Annotated in this window: 20 protein-coding genes and 1 pseudogene; 14 read left to right on the forward strand and 7 right to left on the reverse strand. The window is 65.9% G+C overall.

What is annotated here, in order from left to right:
• Positions 1 to 44 precede the first annotated feature (44 nt).
• Genes pyk through pgi form a run of 3 tightly spaced genes read left to right on the forward strand, consistent with a single transcriptional unit; the run spans position 45 to position 3,620 of the window.
• On the forward strand, positions 45 to 1,511 hold the full coding sequence (gene pyk, locus QWY74_RS02720) for a pyruvate kinase (RefSeq protein WP_290313686.1): 1,467 nt from the start codon (positions 45 to 47) through the stop codon (positions 1,509 to 1,511).
• Positions 1,504 to 1,980, forward strand: a complete 477-nt coding sequence (locus tag QWY74_RS02725; protein ID WP_264825919.1) for a methylglyoxal synthase — start codon at positions 1,504 to 1,506, stop codon at positions 1,978 to 1,980. The genes pyk and QWY74_RS02725 overlap by 8 nt, the downstream gene beginning before the upstream one ends.
• A gap of 32 nt (positions 1,981 to 2,012) precedes the next feature.
• Positions 2,013 to 3,620 (forward strand): glucose-6-phosphate isomerase, encoded by a 1,608-nt coding sequence (gene pgi / locus QWY74_RS02730; RefSeq protein WP_290313687.1) that lies wholly within the window; start codon positions 2,013 to 2,015, stop codon positions 3,618 to 3,620.
• An 18-nt stretch (positions 3,621 to 3,638) separates the two neighbouring features.
• On the opposite strand, the gene QWY74_RS02735 is transcribed toward pgi, so the two are convergent.
• Together QWY74_RS02735 and crcB are read right to left on the reverse strand one after the other, a co-directional pair.
• Entirely contained in the window at positions 3,639 to 4,025 is a 387-nt protein-coding gene (locus QWY74_RS02735) for a fluoride efflux transporter FluC (RefSeq protein WP_264825921.1), read from the reverse strand.
• Positions 4,022 to 4,408: a fluoride efflux transporter CrcB gene (gene crcB, locus QWY74_RS02740; RefSeq protein ID WP_264825922.1), complete on the reverse strand. Its 387-nt coding sequence runs from the start codon at positions 4,406 to 4,408 to the stop codon at positions 4,022 to 4,024. Before crcB ends, QWY74_RS02735 begins: the two co-directional genes overlap by 4 nt.
• A 242-nt stretch (positions 4,409 to 4,650) precedes the next feature.
• Here crcB and QWY74_RS02745 point away from each other — a divergent pair, with 242 nt between their 5' ends.
• On the forward strand, positions 4,651 to 6,984 hold the full coding sequence (locus tag QWY74_RS02745; protein WP_264826169.1) for a mechanosensitive ion channel domain-containing protein: 2,334 nt from the start codon (positions 4,651 to 4,653) through the stop codon (positions 6,982 to 6,984).
• Between the two features lie 272 nt (positions 6,985 to 7,256).
• Here the strand turns inward: QWY74_RS02745 and QWY74_RS02750 are convergent, their stop codons facing one another.
• From QWY74_RS02750 to hemC, 4 genes are read right to left on the reverse strand one after another with little or no spacing between them, the layout of a single operon-like run.
• Positions 7,257 to 8,510 carry a heme biosynthesis HemY N-terminal domain-containing protein gene (locus QWY74_RS02750; protein WP_264825923.1) on the reverse strand — a complete coding sequence of 418 codons (1,254 nt, stop codon included), beginning with the start codon at positions 8,508 to 8,510 and terminating at the stop codon, positions 7,257 to 7,259.
• Entirely contained in the window at positions 8,507 to 10,093 is a 1,587-nt protein-coding gene (locus QWY74_RS02755; RefSeq protein WP_290313688.1) for a uroporphyrinogen-III C-methyltransferase, read from the reverse strand. The genes QWY74_RS02750 and QWY74_RS02755 overlap by 4 nt, the downstream gene beginning before the upstream one ends.
• A 6-nt stretch (positions 10,094 to 10,099) precedes the next feature.
• Entirely contained in the window at positions 10,100 to 10,891 is a 792-nt protein-coding gene (locus QWY74_RS02760) for a uroporphyrinogen-III synthase (RefSeq protein ID WP_264825925.1), read from the reverse strand.
• Complete coding sequence (hemC, locus tag QWY74_RS02765) at positions 10,891 to 11,823, reverse strand: hydroxymethylbilane synthase (protein ID WP_435389118.1); 933 nt, start codon at positions 11,821 to 11,823, stop codon at positions 10,891 to 10,893. The genes QWY74_RS02760 and hemC overlap by 1 nt, the downstream gene beginning before the upstream one ends.
• Before the next feature lie 265 nt (positions 11,824 to 12,088).
• Between hemC and argH the strand changes: the two genes are divergently transcribed.
• The 7 genes and pseudogenes from argH (at position 12,089) to QWY74_RS02800 (ending at position 18,211) form a co-directional block, all read left to right on the forward strand.
• Complete coding sequence (argH, locus tag QWY74_RS02770; protein ID WP_264825926.1) at positions 12,089 to 13,492, forward strand: argininosuccinate lyase; 1,404 nt, start codon at positions 12,089 to 12,091, stop codon at positions 13,490 to 13,492.
• Positions 13,492 to 13,602 (forward strand): annotated as a pseudogene (lptM, locus tag QWY74_RS13095) (LPS translocon maturation chaperone LptM); the annotation flags it as partial. The gene argH and the pseudogene lptM, both read left to right, overlap by 1 nt.
• Before the next feature lie 76 nt (positions 13,603 to 13,678).
• Entirely contained in the window at positions 13,679 to 14,959 is a 1,281-nt protein-coding gene (lysA, locus tag QWY74_RS02780; RefSeq protein ID WP_264825928.1) for a diaminopimelate decarboxylase, read from the forward strand.
• Positions 14,959 to 15,792 (forward strand): diaminopimelate epimerase, encoded by an 834-nt coding sequence (dapF, locus tag QWY74_RS02785; RefSeq protein WP_264825929.1) that lies wholly within the window; start codon positions 14,959 to 14,961, stop codon positions 15,790 to 15,792. Before lysA ends, dapF begins: the two co-directional genes overlap by 1 nt.
• 37 nt (positions 15,793 to 15,829) lie before the next feature.
• Positions 15,830 to 16,546 (forward strand): DUF484 family protein, encoded by a 717-nt coding sequence (locus tag QWY74_RS02790; protein ID WP_264825930.1) that lies wholly within the window; start codon positions 15,830 to 15,832, stop codon positions 16,544 to 16,546.
• Between the two features lie 4 nt (positions 16,547 to 16,550).
• A complete protein-coding gene (locus QWY74_RS02795; protein WP_290313690.1) occupies positions 16,551 to 17,465 on the forward strand; it encodes a tyrosine recombinase XerC in 915 nt (304 codons plus the stop codon).
• The gene (locus QWY74_RS02800; protein ID WP_290313691.1) at positions 17,465 to 18,211 is read left to right on the forward strand and encodes an HAD family hydrolase; all 747 of its coding nucleotides are present in this window, start codon (positions 17,465 to 17,467) and stop codon (positions 18,209 to 18,211) included. The genes QWY74_RS02795 and QWY74_RS02800 overlap by 1 nt, the downstream gene beginning before the upstream one ends.
• Here QWY74_RS02800 and yihA read toward each other — a convergent pair.
• A complete protein-coding gene (gene yihA / locus QWY74_RS02805; RefSeq protein WP_290313692.1) occupies positions 18,208 to 18,828 on the reverse strand; it encodes a ribosome biogenesis GTP-binding protein YihA/YsxC in 621 nt (206 codons plus the stop codon). The two genes, QWY74_RS02800 and yihA, sit on opposite strands and share 4 nt — an antisense overlap.
• Positions 18,829 to 19,005: 177 nt before the next feature.
• Between yihA and QWY74_RS02810 the strand changes: the two genes are divergently transcribed.
• The 3 genes from QWY74_RS02810 (at position 19,006) to QWY74_RS02820 (ending at position 21,399) form a co-directional block, all read left to right on the forward strand.
• Positions 19,006 to 19,626 carry a c-type cytochrome gene (locus QWY74_RS02810; protein WP_264825934.1) on the forward strand — a complete coding sequence of 207 codons (621 nt, stop codon included), beginning with the start codon at positions 19,006 to 19,008 and terminating at the stop codon, positions 19,624 to 19,626.
• Between the two features lie 322 nt (positions 19,627 to 19,948).
• Positions 19,949 to 20,581: a thiol:disulfide interchange protein DsbA/DsbL gene (locus tag QWY74_RS02815; protein ID WP_264825935.1), complete on the forward strand. Its 633-nt coding sequence runs from the start codon at positions 19,949 to 19,951 to the stop codon at positions 20,579 to 20,581.
• A 2-nt stretch (positions 20,582 to 20,583) separates the two neighbouring features.
• Entirely contained in the window at positions 20,584 to 21,399 is an 816-nt protein-coding gene (locus tag QWY74_RS02820; RefSeq protein ID WP_264825936.1) for an endonuclease/exonuclease/phosphatase family protein, read from the forward strand.
• The last annotated feature ends 80 nt before the right edge of the window (positions 21,400 to 21,479 follow it).

Here is a 21,479-nt window from a genome sequence, read left to right on the forward strand (position 1 = left end):
GTTCACCACGGCCGGGCCTGACCGGCGCCCACAGGAGACATGGCATGTCCTATTCCGATCTACCCGCTCGCCGCACCAAGATTGTCGCCACCCTCGGCCCGGCCAGTGACCGGCCCGACGTGCTCGAGCAGATGATCGCCGCCGGCGTCGATGTGGTGCGCCTCAACTTCTCCCACGGCGCGCCCGAGGACCATCGCCGCCGCCTCACCCAGGTGCGCGAGATCGCCGACCGGCTGGGCCGCAGCGTCGCCGTGCTGGGCGACCTCCAGGGCCCCAAGATTCGCATCGCGCGCTTTGCCGACGGCCCGGTGGAACTCGAGGACGGCCAGACCTTCGTGATCGACGTGGCGCGCGACGGCGAAGCCGGCGACGCCACCCGCGTAGGCTGTGACTACAAGGCGCTGGCCGACGACGTGGCGGCCGGCGACCGCCTGCTGCTCGACGACGGCCGGCTGGTGCTGGACGTGGTCCGCGTGGACGGCACGCAGATCCACACCACCGTGGAACAGGGCGGCAAGCTCTCCAACAACAAGGGCATCAACAAGCAGGGCGGCGGCCTCTCCGCTCCGGCGCTGACCGACAAGGACAAGACCGACCTGAAGACCGCCATGGAGATCGGCGTCGACTATCTGGCCGTGTCCTTTCCGCGCAGTGCCGCCGACATGCACGAGGCCCGCGTACTGCTCGGCGAGGCCGGCGCCGAGATCGGCCTGGTGGCCAAGCTGGAGCGCGCCGAGGCGGTGGCCGATGACGCCACCCTGGATGGCATCATCGAGGCCAGCCAGGCGGTGATGGTGGCTCGTGGCGACCTGGGCGTGGAAATCGGCGACGAACAGCTGATCGGCACCCAGAAGCGCATTATCAAGCACGCGCGCACCCTGAACCGGGCAGTGATCACCGCCACCCAGATGATGGAGTCGATGATCGAGTCGCCGCTGCCCACCCGAGCCGAGGTGTTCGATGTGGCCAATGCGGTGCTGGATGCCACCGACGCGGTCATGCTCTCCGCCGAGACCGCCGCCGGCGACTACCCGGTGGAAACCATCGAGGCCATGGCGCGCGTCTGCCGTGGCGCCGAACGCGAGCGCATCGCCCAGGAGTCCGGCCACCGCATCCATGAAGGCTTCTCGCGCATCGACGAGACGATCGCCCTGTCGGCCATGTACGCCGCCAACCACCTCGCCGGCGCCGCCGCCATTGTCTGCATGACCGCCACCGGTTATACCCCCTTGATTGCCTCGCGAATTCGTTCGAAGCTGCCCATCATCGGGCTGGCACATGAACCCATCGCGCAACGGCGCATGGCGCTCTACCGGGGCGTGGTATCCTGGCCGTTCGATACCAGCGCCATGTCGGCCGACGAAATCAACGATCAGGCCCTCAAGCGCCTGGTGGCCCAGGGCATCGCCCGCCCGGGCGATCACGTCATTCTGACCCGGGGCGACCACATGAACGCTCACGGTGGCACCGACACCCTGAAGATACTGGCCGTGGAGTCCCGCCATGCCTGATGACCGTCCACAACGCAATGTGCGCCGCATCTTGCCGGCGCGCAAGCGTATCGCCCTGATTGCCCACGACGGCAAGAAGGAGGAGCTGCTGGAGTGGGCCGAGCGCTGGCGCGACAGCCTGGCCGGTCACGAACTGGTCGGCACCGGCACCACGGCCTCACGGGTCTCGCGCCAGCTGGGGCTGATGGTAGAACCGCTGATGAGCGGCCCCCTGGGCGGCGACCAGCAGATCGGAGCACGCATTGCCGAACAGGCACTCGACCTGCTGATCTTTTTCTGGGATCCCTTCTCGCCCCAGCCGCATGATCCTGACGTCAAGGCCCTGCTGCGCCTGGCCGCCCTGTGGAATATCCCGGTGGCCTGCAATGCCGCCAGTGCCGATTTCCTGATCAGCTCGCCGCGGCTGACCGAGGACTACGAGATGAATGTGCCCGACGCTGGCAGCTGGGTCTCCAACCGCACAGACTGACCGCCAAGCCCACGTATACCGAGGAAATCGCCATGTTTCAGCTCACCCGCAGCGTCACCTGGCAAGCGCTGAAGCAACTCCAGGCTGACACCGCCGACGACCGCATCACCGATTACTTCAACGCCGACCCACAGCGCTTTGAGCGCATGAGTCTGCGGGTCGGTGGGCTGTTTCTGGATTACTCGAAGCACCATATCTCCGATGCGGTACTCGACAAACTGCTCGAACTCGCCAACCACTCCGCGCTAGTGCAGCGACGTGCCCAGATGTTCTCCGGCGACATCATCAATGTCACTGAAGATCGTCCGGTGCTGCACACGGCGCTGCGCAACCTGGGTGATGCCCCACTGATGGTCGACGGCAAGGACGTCATGCCGGAGATCCACAACACCCGGGAACAGATCAAGCGCTTCTCTGAAGAGGTGCGCAGCGGCGAGTGGAAGGGCTACAGCGGTGAGCGCATTCGCGACGTGGTCAATATCGGCATCGGCGGTTCCGACCTGGGCCCCAACATGGCGTGTCGCGCCCTGCTCAAGCAGCGTCATGCGGAGCTCAACTTCCACTTCGTGTCGAATGTCGACGGCACCCACATCCAGAAGGTGCTGGCACGCCTGGATCCGGCTACCACCCTGTTCATCGTCTCCACCAAGACGTTCTCGACCCAGGAAACCCTGCTCAACGCCAAGACGGCACGCCGCTGGTTCCTGGAAAACGCCGGCGAGGATGCCGACGTGGGGGCCCACTTCGTCGCCGCCTCCACCAACCGCAAGGCGGCCATGGAATTCGGCATCCGTGAAGAGAACGTCTTCGAGTTCTGGGCCTGGGTCGGTGGCCGCTACTCCATGTGGTCGTCGATCGGCCTGCCGATTGCCCTGTCGATCGGCTTCGAAGGGTTCATGGAGATGCTCGAGGGCGCCCATGAAATGGACCAGCACTTTCTCAACGCCCCCAACGAGGCCAACATGCCGGTGTTGATGGCGCTGATCGGCATTTGGTACATCAACTTCCAGGGCGCCGAGACCCAGGCCATCGTGCCCTATGACCAGGCACTGCATCAGCTACCGGCCTTTCTGCAGCAGCTCGACATGGAGTCCAATGGCAAGTCGGTGGACATCTTCGGCCACCCGGTGGACTACAAGACCGGGCCTATCATCTGGGGGCAGACCGGCTCCAATGGCCAGCACGCCTTCTTCCAGCTGCTCCATCAGGGCACCCGCTATGTGCCCATCGACTTCATTGCCTCACTGGCGCCGGAACCCGGCGTGGAAGACCACCACTTCGCGTTGCTGACCAACATGCTGGCCCAGGCCAATGCCTTCATGGAGGGCAGCCAGACCAGTCGCGATCTGGACCCCTACAGCTGCCCCGGCAACCGCCCGTCCAGCACCCTGCTGCTGGACGAGCTGACGCCGCGCAACCTGGGCGCGCTGATCGCCCTCTACGAACACAAGGTCTTCGTCCAGGGAGTGATATGGAACATCAACTCCTTCGATCAATGGGGCGTGCAACTGGGCAAGCGCATCGCCGGCGAGATCAGCGAGCGCATCGACGAACAGAGCCAGGACTTCGATGGCTCGACCCAGGGGCTGCTGAAACTGGTGCGCGAGCACTTCCCTCACCACCGCGGCACCGCGGAATGACCTTATGGGGCCGGCCTCTCAGCGTGGGAAGCCGGCCCGCTGGCCCAGCCAGGCGGCGGCCAGCCACAAGGGCATGCTGCCGGCGCCATACAGCAACGCCAGCCCCGGCCGGCCGAGATGCAGCAGGTAAAAAATCTCCAGACCGAATAACGAGAAGGTGGTAAAGCCGCCACACAGGCCCGCCATCAGCAGAGGTTGCCAGCGCGCAATCCGACCCGCGGGGGCGTGACTGGCGCGCGCCGCCACGGCGGCAATCAGCCAGGAACCCAAGAGGTTGACGATCAGCGTGGCCCAGATGAAGGCACTACCCCAGGCCAGCCAGGCGCCCTGTGCCACCAGCAGCCGGAGCCCGGCCCCCAGCCCGCTCCCGAGCCCCACCGACAGATAGCGACCCCAACCACTCATGGGCCACCGCCCATCAGCCACCACCCCAGGCCGGCCGCGGCAATGCCCGGCAGCAGAGTGCCCAGCAAATTGGCGCTGGCCGCCATGACACGCTGCTGCTGCCACAGTCCCAGCGTCTGCAGGCTGAACGACGAAACGGTGGTGAATCCGCCCAGCAGACCGGCGCCCAGCAGCAGCCACAGCGAGGGTGCCGCGGCAGGCCAGCCAGCCTTAGCCGCCAGCGCCCCGATCCCCAGCGCCCCGCTCAGATTGACGATCAGCGTTCCCCAGGGAAACCGCGCGCCCCAGCGGCCCGTCGCCCACTCGGTCACGGCCAGACGCGCCATGCCACCCAGGGCACCGCCCAGCACCACCAGCAACCAATCCGTCGGAGCATGAAACATCATCGCCTCCCCTTGCGTAACTGGCATGCTAGCGGCAAGCGTGCAGCGATAAAAGCACCGCGGCCGACGAACGCCGGCATGACGGCAATGTCTCGTAAAGCTGGTACCGTCCGGCCAGGCTCGCCTGCCGGCCGGGCGTGCCGTTGGGCAATCGGCCTGTGTTAAAATGTGGCGTATTCCCTGCCCTGCCATTCATTGTTCGCGACACCGGAGGCTCTTGCGTGAAGCCACGACTATTTCCCATGCTCCTCCGCTGGCTGCTGATCGCCCTGATGGCGTTCGCCGGCCCGGCGCTGGCGCAATCAGCGGACCCCGGGGCCAGCGCACCGGCCAATGCCACCCTGGCCGACATGCTCGAAAACCCCGAAACCCGGCAGCAACTGATCGAGCAGTTGCGCGGCATGGCCGAGGCACCAGCCGACTCAAGCGAGGGCCAGTCGAGCGATGACAGCTCGGCGCCAGCGGTCGAGGAGCCCTCCCTGCCGCGCCAGCTCGCCGAGATGACCAGCAACATCGTCGGCGACATCGGCAAGGAAGCCGGCCTGGTGTATGACAGTCTGGCCGCTGTCTTTGTCTCGACCTCGGATGCCGCCCAGATCGACATCGGCATGGTGCTCAACGCCACCCTCAATCTGGGCCTGGTGATTCTTGCCACGTTCGCGCTCTTCCTGCTGATCCGGCGCCTGGGTCGCCCTCTGTTCACGCGCCTGAGCCTGTGGTCGCTGAATGGCCCTGCCCTGCAGCCGATGCTGCGGTTGCTCATCTGTGTCGCCCTGGCCGCCCTTATCGACTCGCTGATCGTCGCCCTGGCGTATGTCGGCGGCAATCTGGTGGCCACCTTCGTGGTCGGGGAGAGTGGCGAGCTGACCACGCGCGCCTCGCTGTTCCTCAATGCCTTCCTGGTCATCGAGTTGCTCAAGGCCGGCGTACGGATGCTCTTCGCCTCGCGCTATGAGGGCCTGCGCCTGTTGCCGATCGCCGCCCGCGACGCCTCCTACTGGAACCGCTGGATCGCCCGGCTGATCGGCCTGGCGGGCTATGGCCTGATGGTCGTGGTACCGCTGGCCAACGCCTATCTGTCCCCCAGGCTCGGCCAGAGCCTGGGCACCCTGATCATGATCGGGGCCTTTGTCTATGCCATTGCCGTGGTCCTGCGCAATTGCCAGCACCTGCGTGACGCCCTGCAGCGCCAGAGCAAGCGCAGCAGCCTGCCGATCACCCGCGTGGCTCTCTCACTGCTGAGCCGCGTCTGGCATCTGCTGGCCATTGCCTACTTCTTCACGGTGCTGGTGCTGACCCTGACCCAACCGGAAGACGCCCTGCCCTTCGTGCTGATCGCCACCCTGCAGACACTGGCGGCCATCCTGGTGGGGCTGGGCATCTCCCGGCTGATAACGCAGACCATCGGGCGTCGCATCAGCCTTTCCGATGACCTGCGCCGCAAGCTGCCGCTCCTGGAGGTGCGCCTCAATGGCTATGTGCCCAAGGCGCTGAAGGTCATACGCACCATTCTGCTGATCGCGGTGGTGATGATCTCGCTGAATGCCTGGCAGGTCTTCGACCTGGCCGCCTGGTATGCCTCCGAGGCCGGGCGCGGCCTGATCGCCAAGCTGTTCAGCGTGATCATGATTCTGATCATCGCCCTGGTGGCCTGGCTGATGCTGGCCAGCATGATCGAGCACAAGCTCAACCCGGCGACCGGTCGTGGCGAGCCCTCCAGCCGTACCCAGACCCTGCTGGCGCTGTTCCGCAATGCCCTGGCCATTACCCTGCTGACCGTGACCATCATGGTGGTGCTGGCGGAAATCGGCATCAACATCGGGCCGCTGATCGCCGGTGCCGGTGTGCTGGGCCTGGCCATCGGCTTCGGTGCCCAGAAACTGGTGCAGGACATCATCACGGGCGTGTTCATCCAGATCGAGAACGCCCTGAATGTCGGCGATGTGGTTACCGTCGGCGGCGTCACCGGCACCGCCGAGCGTCTGAGTATCCGCTCGGTGGCACTGCGTGACCTGAGCGGCACCTACCACATCGTGCCCTTCTCGAGCGTCGACACCGTCTCCAACTACATGCGCGAATTCGCCTTCCATGTGGGCGAATACGGCATCGCCTATCGCGAGAACATCGATGAAGCCATCGAGGCGCTGCAGACCGCCTTCAACGACCTGAGCGAGGACGAGGAGTACAAGCGCGAGCTGCTCGAGCCGCTGGAAGTCGCAGGCGTCATCGCCCTGGCCGACAGCTCAGTGAACATCCGCGTGCGCCTCAAGACCACGCCCGGCATGCAATGGGCCGTGGGTCGTGCCTACAACCGCCTGGTCAAGTATCGCCTCGACGAAGCCGGTATCGAGATTCCCTTCCCGCACACCACGCTTTACTTCGGCGCGGACAAGGATGGCGATGCCGCACCGGCCAACCTGCGCATCATGCAAGACGACTACACCGCCGATGGCAGCCCCGCGGGTCAACCACGCGCCCCCGAGGCTCCGGAGCCGGAGGATACAACCACGCGGCGCGAGGTCCACAACCAGGACGGAGACGGCGGGGTCGACACCCCTGGCGGAGGCGGCTACTAAGCCACCCGCCACGCCGCTTCGGCGGCGTGGCTCTGCCATTCCTGACACCGACCAGAGCCGCCCAAGGGCGGCTTTTTTGTATCTGGTGAGAGGTGAGGGGGGAGGTGAGAAGGGCGTGGGGGAGAAGAGCGTGGGGAAGAAGAGTATGACGTGAGAGGAGCGAGGGGTGAGAAGAGCCTGAGGGGGACGCCGCCAACGACAGCAGAGTGACCCTGAGGCCACCCTGCTGAGGTGTTAAGCGTGCCGAGCGCCTGGCTCGGCAACGCCTGGCGTCAGGACGCCTTGCGCTTGCCTTTCGGCCGGGTGTCTTCCGGCTCTGAGGGTTGCGGCAGGGAAGGCAGCGACTTGTCGAGCAGGTCGACGCTCTGACGATAGTAGAGCTGGCTCTTGTTGTGCTCGCCCAGGCTGGCATAGAGCCGCGCCAGTTCGGCACACACCACGCCGCTGGGACGCTGGCGGTGGCTCGACTCGAAATACTCCTGCGCCTTGCCCCAGTATGCATTGCGCAACGATAGCCGCCCCAGTGTCAGCAGCAGGTCGGGATCGTTGGGCCTTTCCTGCAGCCACTTCTCGGCCACCACCAGTTGGCGTGCCGCTTCCACATCGAGCAGGCCATAACGCAATACCAGGCGACTATCCCAGTGTTCCTTGAGCGCCTGACGCAGCAAACGCTCGGCCATGGCCTGCTCGTTGCCGCGCACCAGGGCTTCGGCATAGAGCACCACCAGATCAACATTGCTGCGCAGGTGGTCGGGCATATCGGCCCACAGGGTGCGCACCTGCTCGATGTTGCCACCCTCGCGGGCCTGCTCGGCGATGAGCTCGCGGTAGGCGCGCTGCTCAAGCTGGGCACGTTCTTCCGGAGAAATCAGTTGCTGAGCCCCCAGGCGCGGCATCAGGCGACGCAGCCCATCCCAGTCGCTGATGCTGAGATACACCTGCTTGAGCTGCTTGAGCACCTGCGGGTGATTGGGCAGGTGACGATCCAGACGCGTCAGAATGGCCAGGGCCTCTTCGTACTGCTGGCGATCCAGCATCAACTGGGCCTGCATCATGCCCACGGCAGTGTCGGCACCTTCGGTACTCAGGTGAGCACGCTTGAGCAGGGTATCGGCCTGCTCGTAGCGCCCCTGGTAATGGGCCGCCAGGGCCGCGGAAAGGTAGTTGACCAAAGGTGTGCTGGAGTCGTCCGCCGCCTTGACCAGCGACTTCTCGGCGCGCTTCCAGCGGCCCTCGGCCAGGGCCACCAGCCCACGCACGGTACGCCGCATGGCACTGCGGTTGCGCGAACGGCTGCTCCAGCCCTTTAGGCGGCTGACCGGCCGCGAGAGGCGCATGATCAGACGCAGCACAAAGTGCAGCACCAAAAAGAGCGCGAGCAGCAGAACCAGACCGAACCAGAAGGTGGTCTGGTAGGACGTATCGCCGACCCGCACCAGCCAATAGCCGGGCACCGACATCATCAGCTGGCCGAGTAGCGCCCCGAGCGCGAGACCGACGACGACAATCAGAATCAGCTTCCTCATGCCTCGCCTCCCTGGCCGCCAGCGGCCTGACCGTTATTACCCTGGCCCGCGCGACGCGACTCGAAGCGGTTCTGGATGAACTCCTGGAGCGCCTGCAAAGAGCCACTGATATCCGGCAACTCGGGACGGATAGTACGACCCTTGAGTTCCTCGAGCCTGGATACCACCGCTTGAACGCCACTGTCGTCGGTATCGTAATAGCCGTTGATCAGCTTGAGTGCCTTATCGAGACTGGCCTCGAACAACGGCTGTTCCGCCTTGAGCAGCGCCAATTGCACCTGTTCGAGCACCAGGCGGACGCTCTGGCGCAGGTAGGACTCCTGCTCCGGCGAGATCAGCGCCTCAAGGGCCTCGTCATGCTTGCGAACCGTGACCAGATCCTTGAGCTCCTGACCGACCGTTGACAACTGATCCTTCCAGCCGCCTTCGGGCGCCTCCTCGAGCGAGGCATCGCCGGTGATTTCCTCGATGTCCTGCGCCAGCGGACGACCGGCGATCTGCTCTTGAAGGCCATTCAATGTCAGAAAGAGCCCGGTGCGGTCGACGCCGGGAACGGAGCGCAGTGCGGCGAGCTCCGAAGCGATTTCACGGCGTACCGGCATCAGCGCCGGGTTGTTGGCCTCCTTGAGGCGCTGATCCGCGGTACGCAATAGCGCCGCGGCACCTTCCACGTCACGCTCCAGTTGCAGGCGCTGGTTGGCCAGGCGCAGCAGATAGGCCGCCTCGGCATGCAGCCATTCACGCTCGTCGGTATCCTGCTGCTGCGAGAGTTGCTGAAGCACCTGGTCGAGATTGGCGTTGACGTCGCTGCGATACGCATCGAACTCCTCGCGCAGCGAGGCCACCGTCGACTCGCGATCACTCTGCAAGCTCTTGAGCTGGCCGGAAAGCTCATCCACCTGCGCCTGGGTTGCTGGCTGGGCGGGCAGCTGGGCCAGTGACGCTTGCTGGGCTTGCAGGCGTTGCCAGCCCAGCCAGCCGAATACGCCGACCGCGATGGCCAGCAGAATCACCAGCACCAGCGCCAGGACTCCGGCCTTGCCGCCCTTGCCGGCCGCGCCCTGCTGGCCCGAACCGGAGCCACCACTGCCGCCGGACTGGCCGGCGGTCTTGCCACTGGCAGCCTGGCTGCTGCCGGGCTTCTTGCCGCCGGAGGATGTCGACTTGCCGGTCTCCTTGCCACCGGCGGCAGAAGCGGCGGAGCTCTTGCCGGCCTGCCCCTTGCTGTCCTGAGTCTTGCTGTCCTGAGCCTTGTTGCTCTGGGGCTTGATGTCCCGAGCCTGGTCGGCATCCGACGCCGCACCGGACGCCTCGGACTTTCGGCCTCCATCAGACGCGGCGGTGTCCTGGCTATCGCTGCCTTGGCCGGCCGTCGTCACGGCCTCGCCGGCCGGCGCGCTTTCAGCCTGGGGCTGGGCGTTGCTGGAACCTCCCTTGCCGCGCCGACGCGAGCGCCGCGACGATGAGCCGCTGCTCTTGCCGGTTTCATCCGACTGACGTGGTGCAGTCCCTGCATCGGCACCGCCCTGGGCTTCGCCGGAGGGCGACTGCTGTTCATCCTGATCTTGTGATTGCTTGCTCATCTTTCGCTAGCCCTTTTCGAGATCGTCATGATCGACATCGGCTTCCTCCGGGTCCCGGGCCCGCTCCACAGCAGCCGCAAGCGCGGCGGGTGTGGCGCCCGATGCCACGACGGGAACACGAAACCCCAGTTTGCCGGCCAGTGTAGCCAACCTTTGACTGGATACTATTAACGGTTGGTCCAAGGCGGTAGGCGAACACCATCTTGCCAGATGTTGGAGGATTTCTCCGCTACTCACCACCAATGCATGAAAATTCCCCGCTCGCAACCGTTGCTGACACGCACCGGACGGCTCAAGCAAGCGGCGCCGATAGACGCACAGCTCGGTCAACCGGGCGCCGCGCTCGCTCAGCGTCTGAGCCAGCAGGTTGCGCCCGCCTTCTCCGGTCACTAGCAGAATACGTTGTCGCTGAAGATTCTGCAGCGTCGGCAGCGCCAGCAAGGACTCGCTGGAGGTTTCGCGTCCGGCGGCGGGGACATGCACCCGCACCGCCAGCGCCTGATACAGGGCCGCCCCCGTGCCGGGGCCAACGGCATAATAGGTCACACCGACCGGCAACTGTGGCCAGTAACGATCCAGCGCCTCGGCGAGACACTCGGCGGCGAAGGGGCTGGTCACGATCACGCGCTCGAACTGATCGAAATCCAGCCAGGCATTGCGCATCGCCTGGCTCTCAGGCAACGCCTCGAGCGCCATGACCCGGGCATCCTCGACCTCATGGCCCAGCGACTCGATGGCCTCGGCCAGAGGCACGGCGCGCGCCCCGGGGCGACAGATCAGGACCGGTTCACTGCGCATCAGCCGGCGCCGTAGACCTCGGCGAGAATGTCCCCCGCCCCCTGGTCGAGCAGCTCCTCGGCCACGCGGATGCCCAGCGCTTCCGGCTCATGGATCGAGCCGCGCCCCTCGGAGCGCAACACTTCGGTGCCCTCGGGATTGCCCACCAGAGCACGCAACCAGAGCGTCTGGCCATCCTGGTCGAAGACGGCATGACCGGCTATCGGCACCTGGCAGCCGCCTTCAAGCCGCGTGTTCATGGCGCGCTCCGCCCGCACTCGAGTGGCGGTATCGGCGTCATCCAACGGCGCCAGCAGGCCGATCAGTTCCGCATCATGCATGCGGCACTCGATACCCAGGGCGCCCTGACCGCAGGCCGGCAGGCAAACCTCCGGCGGCAGCTCCTGGGTGATGCGCTCTCCCAGCCCCAGGCGCTTGAGCCCCGAAGTGGCCAGCAGGATGGCATCGAAGTCGCCGGCATCGAGTTTGCCGAGCCGTGTCTGCACATTGCCGCGCAGATTGAGAACCTCCAGATCGGGGCGCCGCTCGCGCATCTGCAGCCCGCGCCGCAGGCTGGAGGTACCGATGCGAGCGCCTTCGGGCAGCGCATCGAGGGTCGCATAATGGTTGGAGATGAAGGCGTCGGTGGGCTCAGCGCCGGCCAGAATCACCGAAAGGCCGAGACTCTCGGGGAAGTGCATGGGCACATCCTTCATGGAGTGCACAGCGATGTCGGCACGGCCGTCCAGCATGGCCTCCTCAAGCTCCTTGACGAACAGGCCCTTGCCCCCGACCTTGGCCAGCGGCGTGTCCTGAATCTGGTCGCCGCGCGTCGAAAGGGGCACGAGCTCGACCTGCAGCTCCGGGTGGACCTCCATCAAACGATCTCGGACATGTTCGGCCTGCCACATGGCCAACTGACTCTTGCGAGTGGCGATACGCAGCGTCTGCATGGCTTGCACCTGGTCCCCCTGTACCGGTTCACGTCGCGTGGCGGCGCCACGATCCGGCCCGGTGGTAATGAGATGATATGAGTCCATCATAAAGTACCCGAGGGGTCAGGAAAAATCGCCGACCGCCAATTCGGGCCCTCTCTCGCCCCCTCGCCTGCTCCGCCGACTCTGGTACACTTCCGGCATTATCTCCAGTCGAATCATCCAGGGGCGGCTCCCAGTGTCGGCGCCGCCACTTCCGAACAGCCAGCAGGATGTCAGCCCGATGAGCCACACCACCAACCAATCCTGGGGCGGCCGCTTCAGCGAACCCACCGATGCCTTCGTCGCCCGCTTCACCGCCTCGGTCGACTTCGATCGCCAACTGGCCCTGCATGACATCCAGGGCTCACGTGCCCACGCCACCATGCTGGCCCGTGTCGGCGTGCTCAGCGAAGCGGAGCGCGACACCATTCTGGGCGGACTGGATGACGTGGCGGCGGATATCGAGGCCGGCACCTTCGACTGGTCGGTGGAGCTCGAGGACGTTCACATGAACATCGAGGCGAGCCTGACCGAGAAAATCGGCACCACCGGCAAGAAGCTGCACACCGGCCGCTCGCGCAATGACCAGGTCGCCACCGACATCCGCCTCTTCCTGCGCGATGCCATCGACCGCATCGCCGCCGAGCTGACGCGTCTGCGCGAGGGCATGATCGAGCTTGCCGACCGCGAGGCCGACACTATCATGCCCGGCTTCACCCACCTACAGTCCGCCCAGCCGGTGACCTTCGGCCATCACCTGCTGGCCTGGCAGGGAATGCTGGCCCGCGATCACGAACGGCTGCTCGACTGCCGCCGCCGCGTCAATGTGCTGCCGCTGGGCGCCGCCGCCCTGGCCGGCACCACCTACCCCATCGACCGCCATGTGACCGCCGAGCTGCTGGGCTTCGAGTGCCCCGCCGAGAATAGCCTGGATGCCGTCAGCGACCGCGACTTCGCCATCGAGTTCACCAGCTTCGCCAGCCTGCTTCTGATGCACCTGTCGCGCATGAGCGAGGAGCTGGTGCTGTGGACCAGCGCCCAGTTCGACTTCATCGACCTGCCGGACCGCTTCTGCACCGGCTCCTCGATCATGCCGCAGAAGAAGAACCCGGACGTGCCGGAACTGGTACGCGGCAAGTCCGGCCGCGTCTACGGCCACCTGATGAGCCTGCTGACGCTGATGAAGTCGCAGCCGCTGGCCTACAACAAGGACAACCAGGAGGACAAGGAGCCGCTGTTCGATACCGTCAGGACGGTGCAGGACTGCCTCAAGGCGTTCGCCGACATGGTGCCGGCCATCGAGGCCAAGTCGGCCAACATGTTCGAGGCGGCCCGCCGGGGCTTCTCCACGGCCACCGACCTGGCCGACTACCTGGTGCGCAAGGGCGTGGCCTTCCGCGATGCACACGAGATCGTCGGGCAGTCCGTGGCCCACGGCCTGCGCGAGGGCCGCGACCTCTCGGAAATGAGCCTCGAGGAACTGCAGGGATTTTCCGCGACCATCGAGTCGGACATCTTCGAGGTGCTGACCCTGGAAGGCTCGGTGGCCGCACGCAATCACATTGGCGGCACCGCCCCCGACCAGGTGCGTGCCGCGGCGCAGCGGGCCCGTGATAGCCTGGCCTCACTGCAGGAGACAAGCTGATGGTGCGGCTCCTACCGCTGGTCATGGTGGCGCTTCTGGCCCTGAGTGGCTGCGGGCAGAAGGGCCCGCTGTACCAGCCCGATGACCCGAGTGCGGCCGAGCGCTATGGCCGCGACGCTGCCGACGACAACCCAGACTCGGACGCGGCTGCGCCCGAGCGGACCGCCGACGAACAAGGCCGCTAACATGGATCATTTCGCATACCGCAACGGTGTCCTGCACGGCGAAGAGGTCGACCTCACGCATGTCGCAGAGGCCTTCGGCACACCCTGCTACGTCTACTCGAAGGCCACCCTGACGCGCCACTTCCGCGCCTACACCGAAGCGCTGGGCGGCCATCCGCACCTGATCTGCTATGCCGTCAAGGCCAACAGCAACCTGGCCGTGCTGAACCTGCTGGCCGGGCTCGGCGCCGGCTTCGACATCGTCTCGGTGGGCGAGCTGGAGCGCGTGCTGGCCGCCGGTGGCGACCCGGCCAGGGTGGTCTTTTCCGGCGTCGCCAAGCAGGAAAACGAGATGGCTCGTGCCCTCGAAGTGGGCATCAAGTGCTTCAACGTCGAATCCCGTGCCGAACTCGAGCGCCTGGATGCCGTGGCACGCGGGCTGGACATGCAGGCCGACGTATCCTTGCGCGTCAATCCGGATGTCGACGCCGGCACGCATCCCTATATTTCCACCGGCCTGAAGGACAACAAGTTCGGCATTCCGGTGGACGAGGCCTTCGAGGTCTATCGCCATGCCGCAACGCTGGAGAACCTGCGCATCAGCGGCCTCGACTGCCACATCGGCTCCCAGCTCACCGAGACCGCCCCCTTCCTCGATGCCCTGGATCGCCTGCTGGCCCTGCTCGAGCGCCTTCGCGAGGCAGGCATCGAGGTTGACCATCTGGATCTCGGTGGCGGCCTGGGTGTGCCCTATCAGGACGAGCGCCCCCCGCAGCCGTTCGACTACGCCAGCGCCCTGCTCGAGCGCCTGTCGCGCTGGCCGGGCAGCGATCGCCTGACGCTGCTGTTCGAGCCGGGCCGCTCGATCGCCGCCAATGCCGGCGTGATGCTGACCCGTGTGGAGTTCCTGAAGCCGGGCGAGACCCGCAACTTCGCCATCGTCGACGCCGCCATGAACGACCTGATCCGCCCCTCGCTGTATCAGGCCTGGCAGGCCATCCTGCCGGTGGATACCCGCCAGGCACGCCCGACCGAGACCTATGACGTGGTCGGCCCGGTGTGCGAGACCGGCGACTTCCTCGGCAAGGATCGGCCCCTGGCGATCGCCGCCGGGGACCTGCTGGCCGTGCGCTCCGCCGGTGCCTATGGCTTTGTCATGGCCTCGAACTACAATAGTCGGCCCCGGCCTCCCGAGGTGATGGTGGACGGCGCACAGATGCATCTGGTGCGCCGCCGCGAGCACCTGGAAGAGCTCTGGGCCGGCGAAGCCACACTGCCGCCCGATGGAGGAGAACGAGCCTGATGTTGCTGCAGTTCACCAAGATGCACGGCCTGGGCAACGACTTCATGGTGATCGACCTGGTCACCCAGCGCGCCCGGCTGCGGGACGAGCAGATCCGACAACTGGCCGACCGGCGCTTCGGTATCGGCTTCGACCAGTTGCTGGTGGTGGAGCCCCCTCATGATCCGGACATGGACTTTCGCTATCGCATCTACAATGCCGATGGCAGCGAGGTGGAAAACTGCGGCAACGGTGCGCGCTGTTTTGCGCGCTTCGTCCTCGACCAGCGCCTGACCCACAAGCGCGAGACTCGCGTCGAGACCGCCGGCGGCCCGCTGACGCTGCTGGTTCAGGACGACGAGCGGGTGCGGGTCGATATGGGGCTGCCGCGCTTCGACCCCGACCAGGTGCCATTCCAGGCCGAGGCGGAGGATGTGAGCTATCCGCTGGAGGTGGACGGCCAGCACCTCGCCATCGGCGTGGTGTCACTGGGCAACCCGCACGCCGTGCTGCGCGTCGAGGACATTCAGCAAGCCCCGGTGGCGTCGCTTGGACCGGCCATCGAGGCCCATCCGCGCTTTCCTCGGCGCGTGAACGCCGGCTTCATGCAGGTCGTCTCGCCCCATGAGATCCATCTGCGCGTCCACGAGCGCGGTGCCGGCGAAACCCTGGCCTGTGGCACCGGCGCCTGTGCCGCCGTGGCCTGCGGCATTCGTCAGGGGCTGCTGGAAAGCCCGGTCACGGTGCATCTGCCCGGCGGCTCCCTGACGATCGACTGGCCGGACCAGCAAGCCGCCCTGATCATGACCGGGCCCGTCGAACGCGTCTTCGAGGGACGTGTGGCGATCCATTAACCGCTACGCTGCAATTATCACTCAGGAGAGCCCTGCCATGACCCGAGCCGCCCCCGAGCCGCGCAAGACCCTGGACCCGGACGTCGTGGCCCAGTGGCTGGCCCGCCATCCTGACTTCTTCGTCGGCCGCGAGGGACTACTGCAACAGCTGCGCGTGCCGCACCCCGAAGCCCGCGGCACCACCTCGTTGCTCGAGCGCCTGGTCGCCGACCTGCGCAGCCGTGCCGAACACGCCGAGGGCCGCCTTGAGCAACTGTTGAATTCCGCCCGTCACAACGACACCCAGTACCGACGAACCCGCGAGCTCATACTGGCACTGATCGAAGCCGAGGATACCGATGCCCTCGGCCAGACCCTGGCTACCCAGCTCAATGAACACTTCCAGACACCGGCCGTGGCACTGTGGTGCTCACCCACGCTGACCGACGCCGAACCGCAGGCCCCCCAGCCGCCACGGCATGTGCTGGATGATCACACGGCCCAGCGCCTTGCCGCTCTGCTCGAGGACCGCTCGAGCCGCTGCGCGCGACTGACGCGCTCCGACTGGCAGCGTCTGCTGCCGCACGTGCCGGTTCCCGATAAAAGCGGCTCCTGCGCCATCACGCGCCTCACGGTGGGCGAATCCTGGGGCTACATGGTGCTTGCCAGCCCAGCCCAGGATCACTTCCGTGCCAGCATGGACACCTTGTTCACCGAATACGTTGGCGACGTGGTGGCCAGACGACTGGTACAGCTCGCGCCGGGGCAACGCTAGGCTCATGGCAGCAGCAGCGAGCGTCGCGCAGGAAGTCGCGGCCTTTATCGCCCAGCTCGGCCAGCACCTCAGCCCGGCCACCGTGGCAGCCTATCAGCGCGACCTGACCGCCCTGCTGGACTTTCTCGATCACCACCGCATCGGCGACCCCGGCGCGCTGGATGCCGCCCTGATACGCCGCTTCCTCGGCGGCGAACGCAGCCGCGGACTGGCGCCGCGCAGCCTGGCAAGACGCCGCGCCGCCCTGTCGCGCTTCGCCGAACATCTGATGACGCAAGGCCACCTGGATCACAACCCGGTCACCCTGGTGCGCACACCGCGCGTGGCACGCGATCTGCCCCGCCCGGTGGATGTCGACGCCCTGGCACAGTTTCTCGACACCCCCCATGACGGCTCGCCACTGGCCTGCCGTGATCAGGCCATGCTGGAACTCTTCTACTCCAGCGGCCTGCGGCTCGCCGAGTTGGCCGCCCTCGACCTGGACGACCTGCACGCCCAGCGCGTGCGCGTCCTAGGCAAGGGCCGCAAGCCCCGCCAGGTGCCCGTAGGCCGGCGTGCCGATGAGGCCCTGACCACCTGGCTCTCGCTGCGCAGCGCCCTGGCCGCCGAGGGCGAACGCGCCCTCTTCGTCGGCGCCCGCGGCAATCGCCTGGGCCACCGCGCCATACAACAACGCCTGCGCCGGCTCGCCGTCACCCGCGGGCTCAGCGAGCACCTGCATCCGCATCGCCTGCGCCACTCCTTCGCAAGCCACCTGCTGGAGTCCAGCCAGGATCTGCGCGCCGTTCAGGAGCTGCTCGGCCATGCCAACCTCTCGACGACCCAGGTCTATACCCGACTCGACTGGCAGCACCTGGCCGCCGGCTATGATGCCGCCCACCCGCGCGCCCGACGCCGACGCGACAAAGACGAATCATGATGCCAACACCCCCTCGCCTGCGCGCTCTGACCTTCGACCTGGACGACACCCTGTGGGACAACCAGGGAGTCATGAGCCGCACCGAAGCGGGCCACTACGCCTGGCTCGACGACCAGCTCGCCGCCTGGCTGGCGCCGCAGCCCGGCGAGCACCAGCGCTTCTCCGATGTCATCTCTATCGAGCGCTACCAGGCCCACCGCCAGCAGCTCGCCCGCCAGCACCCGCTGCGCCGCGGCGACTTTACCTGGATTCGTGAACGCGCCCTGGTCGAGCTGCTGGAAACCTACGGCCTGTCGCGCGCCTCGGCCTGGCTCTGGGCCGCGCTGACCATGCCGCGTTTTCATGCCTGGCGGCTGCAGGTCTCGCCCTACCCGGAAGTCGAACCGCTGCTGCAATCGCTGACACGCCAATATCGCCTGGCCGCCATCACCAATGGCAACCTGGCCTTCCACCGGCTGGACCTGTCGCGCCACTTCGAAGTGATCATCGCCGCCGGCGAGATGTTCGCGCCCAAACCGGACGCCCGGCCCTTCCTGGCGACACTCGGCCGCCTCGGCACCAAACCCGCCGAAGCCCTGCACGTGGGCGACTCCTGGAAGGAAGACGTACTGCCCGCCATCCGCCTCGGCATGCAGGCCGCCTGGATCGCCCCGCACGCCGAGCCCGATCCCACGCTGCCCGAAGGCGTACACCAACTGTCGCACGTGCGCGACTTACCGGCGCTGCTGGCGAAGCTGGGGCGTTAGTCGTTAGGCGCTGTGCTCTGCAGCCAGTCGTCCAGGCGGGAGTGGAGTTCCTCGATGCCCTGTTTCTTGAGTGAGGAGAATAGCTGAATGGAGACCAGGTCCTCCCACTCGCGGAGCTGGGAGCGGACCTGCTGCAGGGCGTTCTTGGCGGCGCCGCTTTTCAGCTTGTCGGCCTTGGTCAGCAGGATGTGTACCGGCATGTCCTGTTCGTCGGCCCAGCCGAGCATGGTCTGGTCGAACTCGGTAAGCGGATGACGGACGTCCATCAGCAGCACCAGGCCGCGCAGGCTGATGCGGCGCTGCAGGTAGTCCGAGAGGTGGCGCTGCCACTCCATCTTCACCGCGTCCGGCACCTTGGCGAAGCCGTAGCCGGGCAGGTCGACCAGACGCCGCTCAGTGTCGTCGCCCAGGGTGAAGAAGTTGATCAACTGGGTGCGACCCGGGGTCTTGGAGGTGCGCGCCAGGGCCTTCTGGCGGGTCATGACGTTGATGGCGCTGGACTTGCCGGCGTTGGAGCGACCGGCAAAGGCGACTTCGGCCCCGGTATCGGACGGGCACTTCGCCAACGTGGGGGCGCTGGTGAGAAATCGGGCGGCCTGGTAGTTAAGTCGCGACATGACAAATCCTGGGGTTGGTCGGGCAAAGCGTGAAAGGCTGTCGTTTCCGCATTTCGGGAGCTCCGTTATACTCCAGACGTGAAGGTCGACATATAATAAGGGTCGGCGACGCCAGGCGGGGATTATATCACCCGGCTTGTGTCGGCGACGACTCGACAATGGCCTGGTGGATTCGCGATGAAACAGCTATTGGCAAGCCTGGTCACGCTCTTGGCCATCAGTAACCTCGCGGTGGCACAGACCACCGCGGAAGTGGACATCGAGGCCGGGCGTGCCAAGGCGCAGCCCTGTGCCGCCTGCCATGGCTCGACGGGCCTCAGCCCAAGCGGCATGTTTCCGCATCTGGCGGGCCAGCAGGCGAGCTATCTGGTCAAGCAGATGAAGGATATCCGCGACGGCCGACGCGAGGTCGCGCAGATGGCCGGCCAACTGGATGATTTCTCCGCTCAAGACATCCGCAACGTTGCCGCTTTTTACGCCGATCAGCCACCCCCGTTGGGCCAGGCCGACCCGGACGAGACGCTGGTGGAGCGCGGCCGCACGCTGTTCCGCGCCGGCGATCTGGATGAGCGCATTCCCGCCTGCAGTGCCTGCCACACGCCCACCGGAGCTGGTATCGGCAGCGCCGCCTATCCGGCCGTGGCGGGTCAGCATCCCGAGTACACCATTGCCACCCTGCAGGCCTTTGCTGAGGGCAGTCGCGACAATGATCCCAACGGCATCATGCGCGATATCGCCGCCAAGCTTAGCGAGGAAGATATGCAGGCCTTAGCCAATTATCTGCTGGGGCTGCATTGAGAGGACGCTTACAAATGAGGGCGCTCGTGACTTGTGTAAACACCCCCTGAGGAAACACTGCGAAATGCCTACGCATGCAAATCGCTTCGCTATAGCCGCCATCCGTGGCGGCTACCCTACGGGCCCGTCTAAAGACGGTTCAAATTCGCTCCCGGCGAATTTGTACGCGGCGCTGGTGCTCCAGCCCGGCTGAAGGCTCGCCTGACGGTTGCCGGGGAACCCAGCAGCCTCCCTGCCATCCAAGGGCTCTGTACGCTCGCCAACCATGCCCTCATGATGGCAGAGTCGTGCCATCCACCGAATGCAAAGAGAGATCCGCCCCATGCTCAAGTCATTGATGATTGCCCTGGCCGGCCTCGGCATGTCGACCATGGCCGCTGCCGCCACGATCGAGGAAGGCCAGGACTACAAGGTGCTCGAAGAGCCGGTCAAGACCCATGTCGAGGACAGCCAGATCGCCGTTACCGAGGCCTTCTGGTACGGCTGCCCGCATTGCTATGACCTGGAAGAGCCCCTCAATGCGTGGGTCGAAGAGCTGCCCGAGGATGTGGTCTTCGAGCGCATGCCAGCCACCATGGGCGGCGCCTGGAACCAGCATGCCATGGCGTTCTATGCGGCCCAGGAGCTGGGCATTCAGGAAGAGCTCCACAGCGACTTCTTCACAGCTATTCATGAGGAAGGTCGCCAGCTCACCGAGCCCGAAGCCATTGCCGACTTCTTCAGCGGCTATGGCGTCAGCCAGGACGAGGCCCTGAAGGCACTGGATTCCTTTGGCGTGAAGAGCCAGGTCAACCAGGCGCATGCGCGGATGCGCAACATGCAGCTGATGGGCGTCCCGGCGCTGGTCGTCGATGGCCGTTACCTGGTCACCTCGAGCCTGGCCGGCAGCCTCGACAACATGCCGAAGATCGCCGAGGCGCTGGTCGATAAGGTGCGTGCGGAGCAAGCGGAATAACCATGACCGCTTCTCTTGCCGCGGCGGGCTGGCCGACCCTGGAGGCTGGCCACCTCAAGCTGCTGACCTTCAATCTGCAGGTCGGCATCCAGACCTCGGCCTACCATCATTACCTGACGCGTGGCTGGCAGCATTTTCTGCCGCACCCGCGCCGGCTCAAGCGGCTGGACATGATCAGCGAGGTACTGAGTCGCTTCGATGTCGTCGGGCTCCAGGAGGCCGACGGCGGTAGTTTCCGTTCGGGCCGGGTCAATCAGGTGGAGTATCTGGCTCACCAGGCGGGCTTTGCCCACCACTACCAGCAGCTCAATCGCAACCTGGGGCACCTGGCCCAACACAGTAATGGGTTGCTGTCGCGCCTGTCCCCAAAGCGTATCGAGGAGCACCCGCTGCCGGGCCCCATGCCCGGCCGCGGTGCCATCCACGCGTGCTTCGGCGATGGCCCGGATGCCCTGCACCTGTTCGTCGCCCACCTGGCCCTCAGCCACCGGGCGCGGGTTCGCCAGCTCGACTATCTCAGCGAGCTGGTGCAGCCCTTGCGACATGTGGTGGTCATGGGCGATCTCAACTGCACGCCGGATCAGTTGCATGCGCATCGGCGGTTTCGCGACTCCCTTCCGTTGCACCCCGTGCGCCCGCCACTGAGCTACCCTTCCTGGCAACCGCGCCGGGCCCTGGATCACATCCTGCTTTCCGACTCGCTGGCAGCGGATCACGTCGAGGTGCTGGAGCACCTGTTCTCCGACCACCTGCCGGTGGCTATCGACGTGCGCCTGCCGGAGGCCTGCCGGGATACACTGCTGGCACGTTCGGCCTAGGGCGACCTGCCGGACTCAATGCCAATGGACCTCATACCAATGTCGGCGCCATGCGCCTGACAGCACCCCGCCTTTTCCGT

It is taken from the genome of Halomonas almeriensis (assembly GCF_030409235.1).
Taxonomy (GTDB): domain Bacteria; phylum Pseudomonadota; class Gammaproteobacteria; order Pseudomonadales; family Halomonadaceae; genus Halomonas; species Halomonas almeriensis.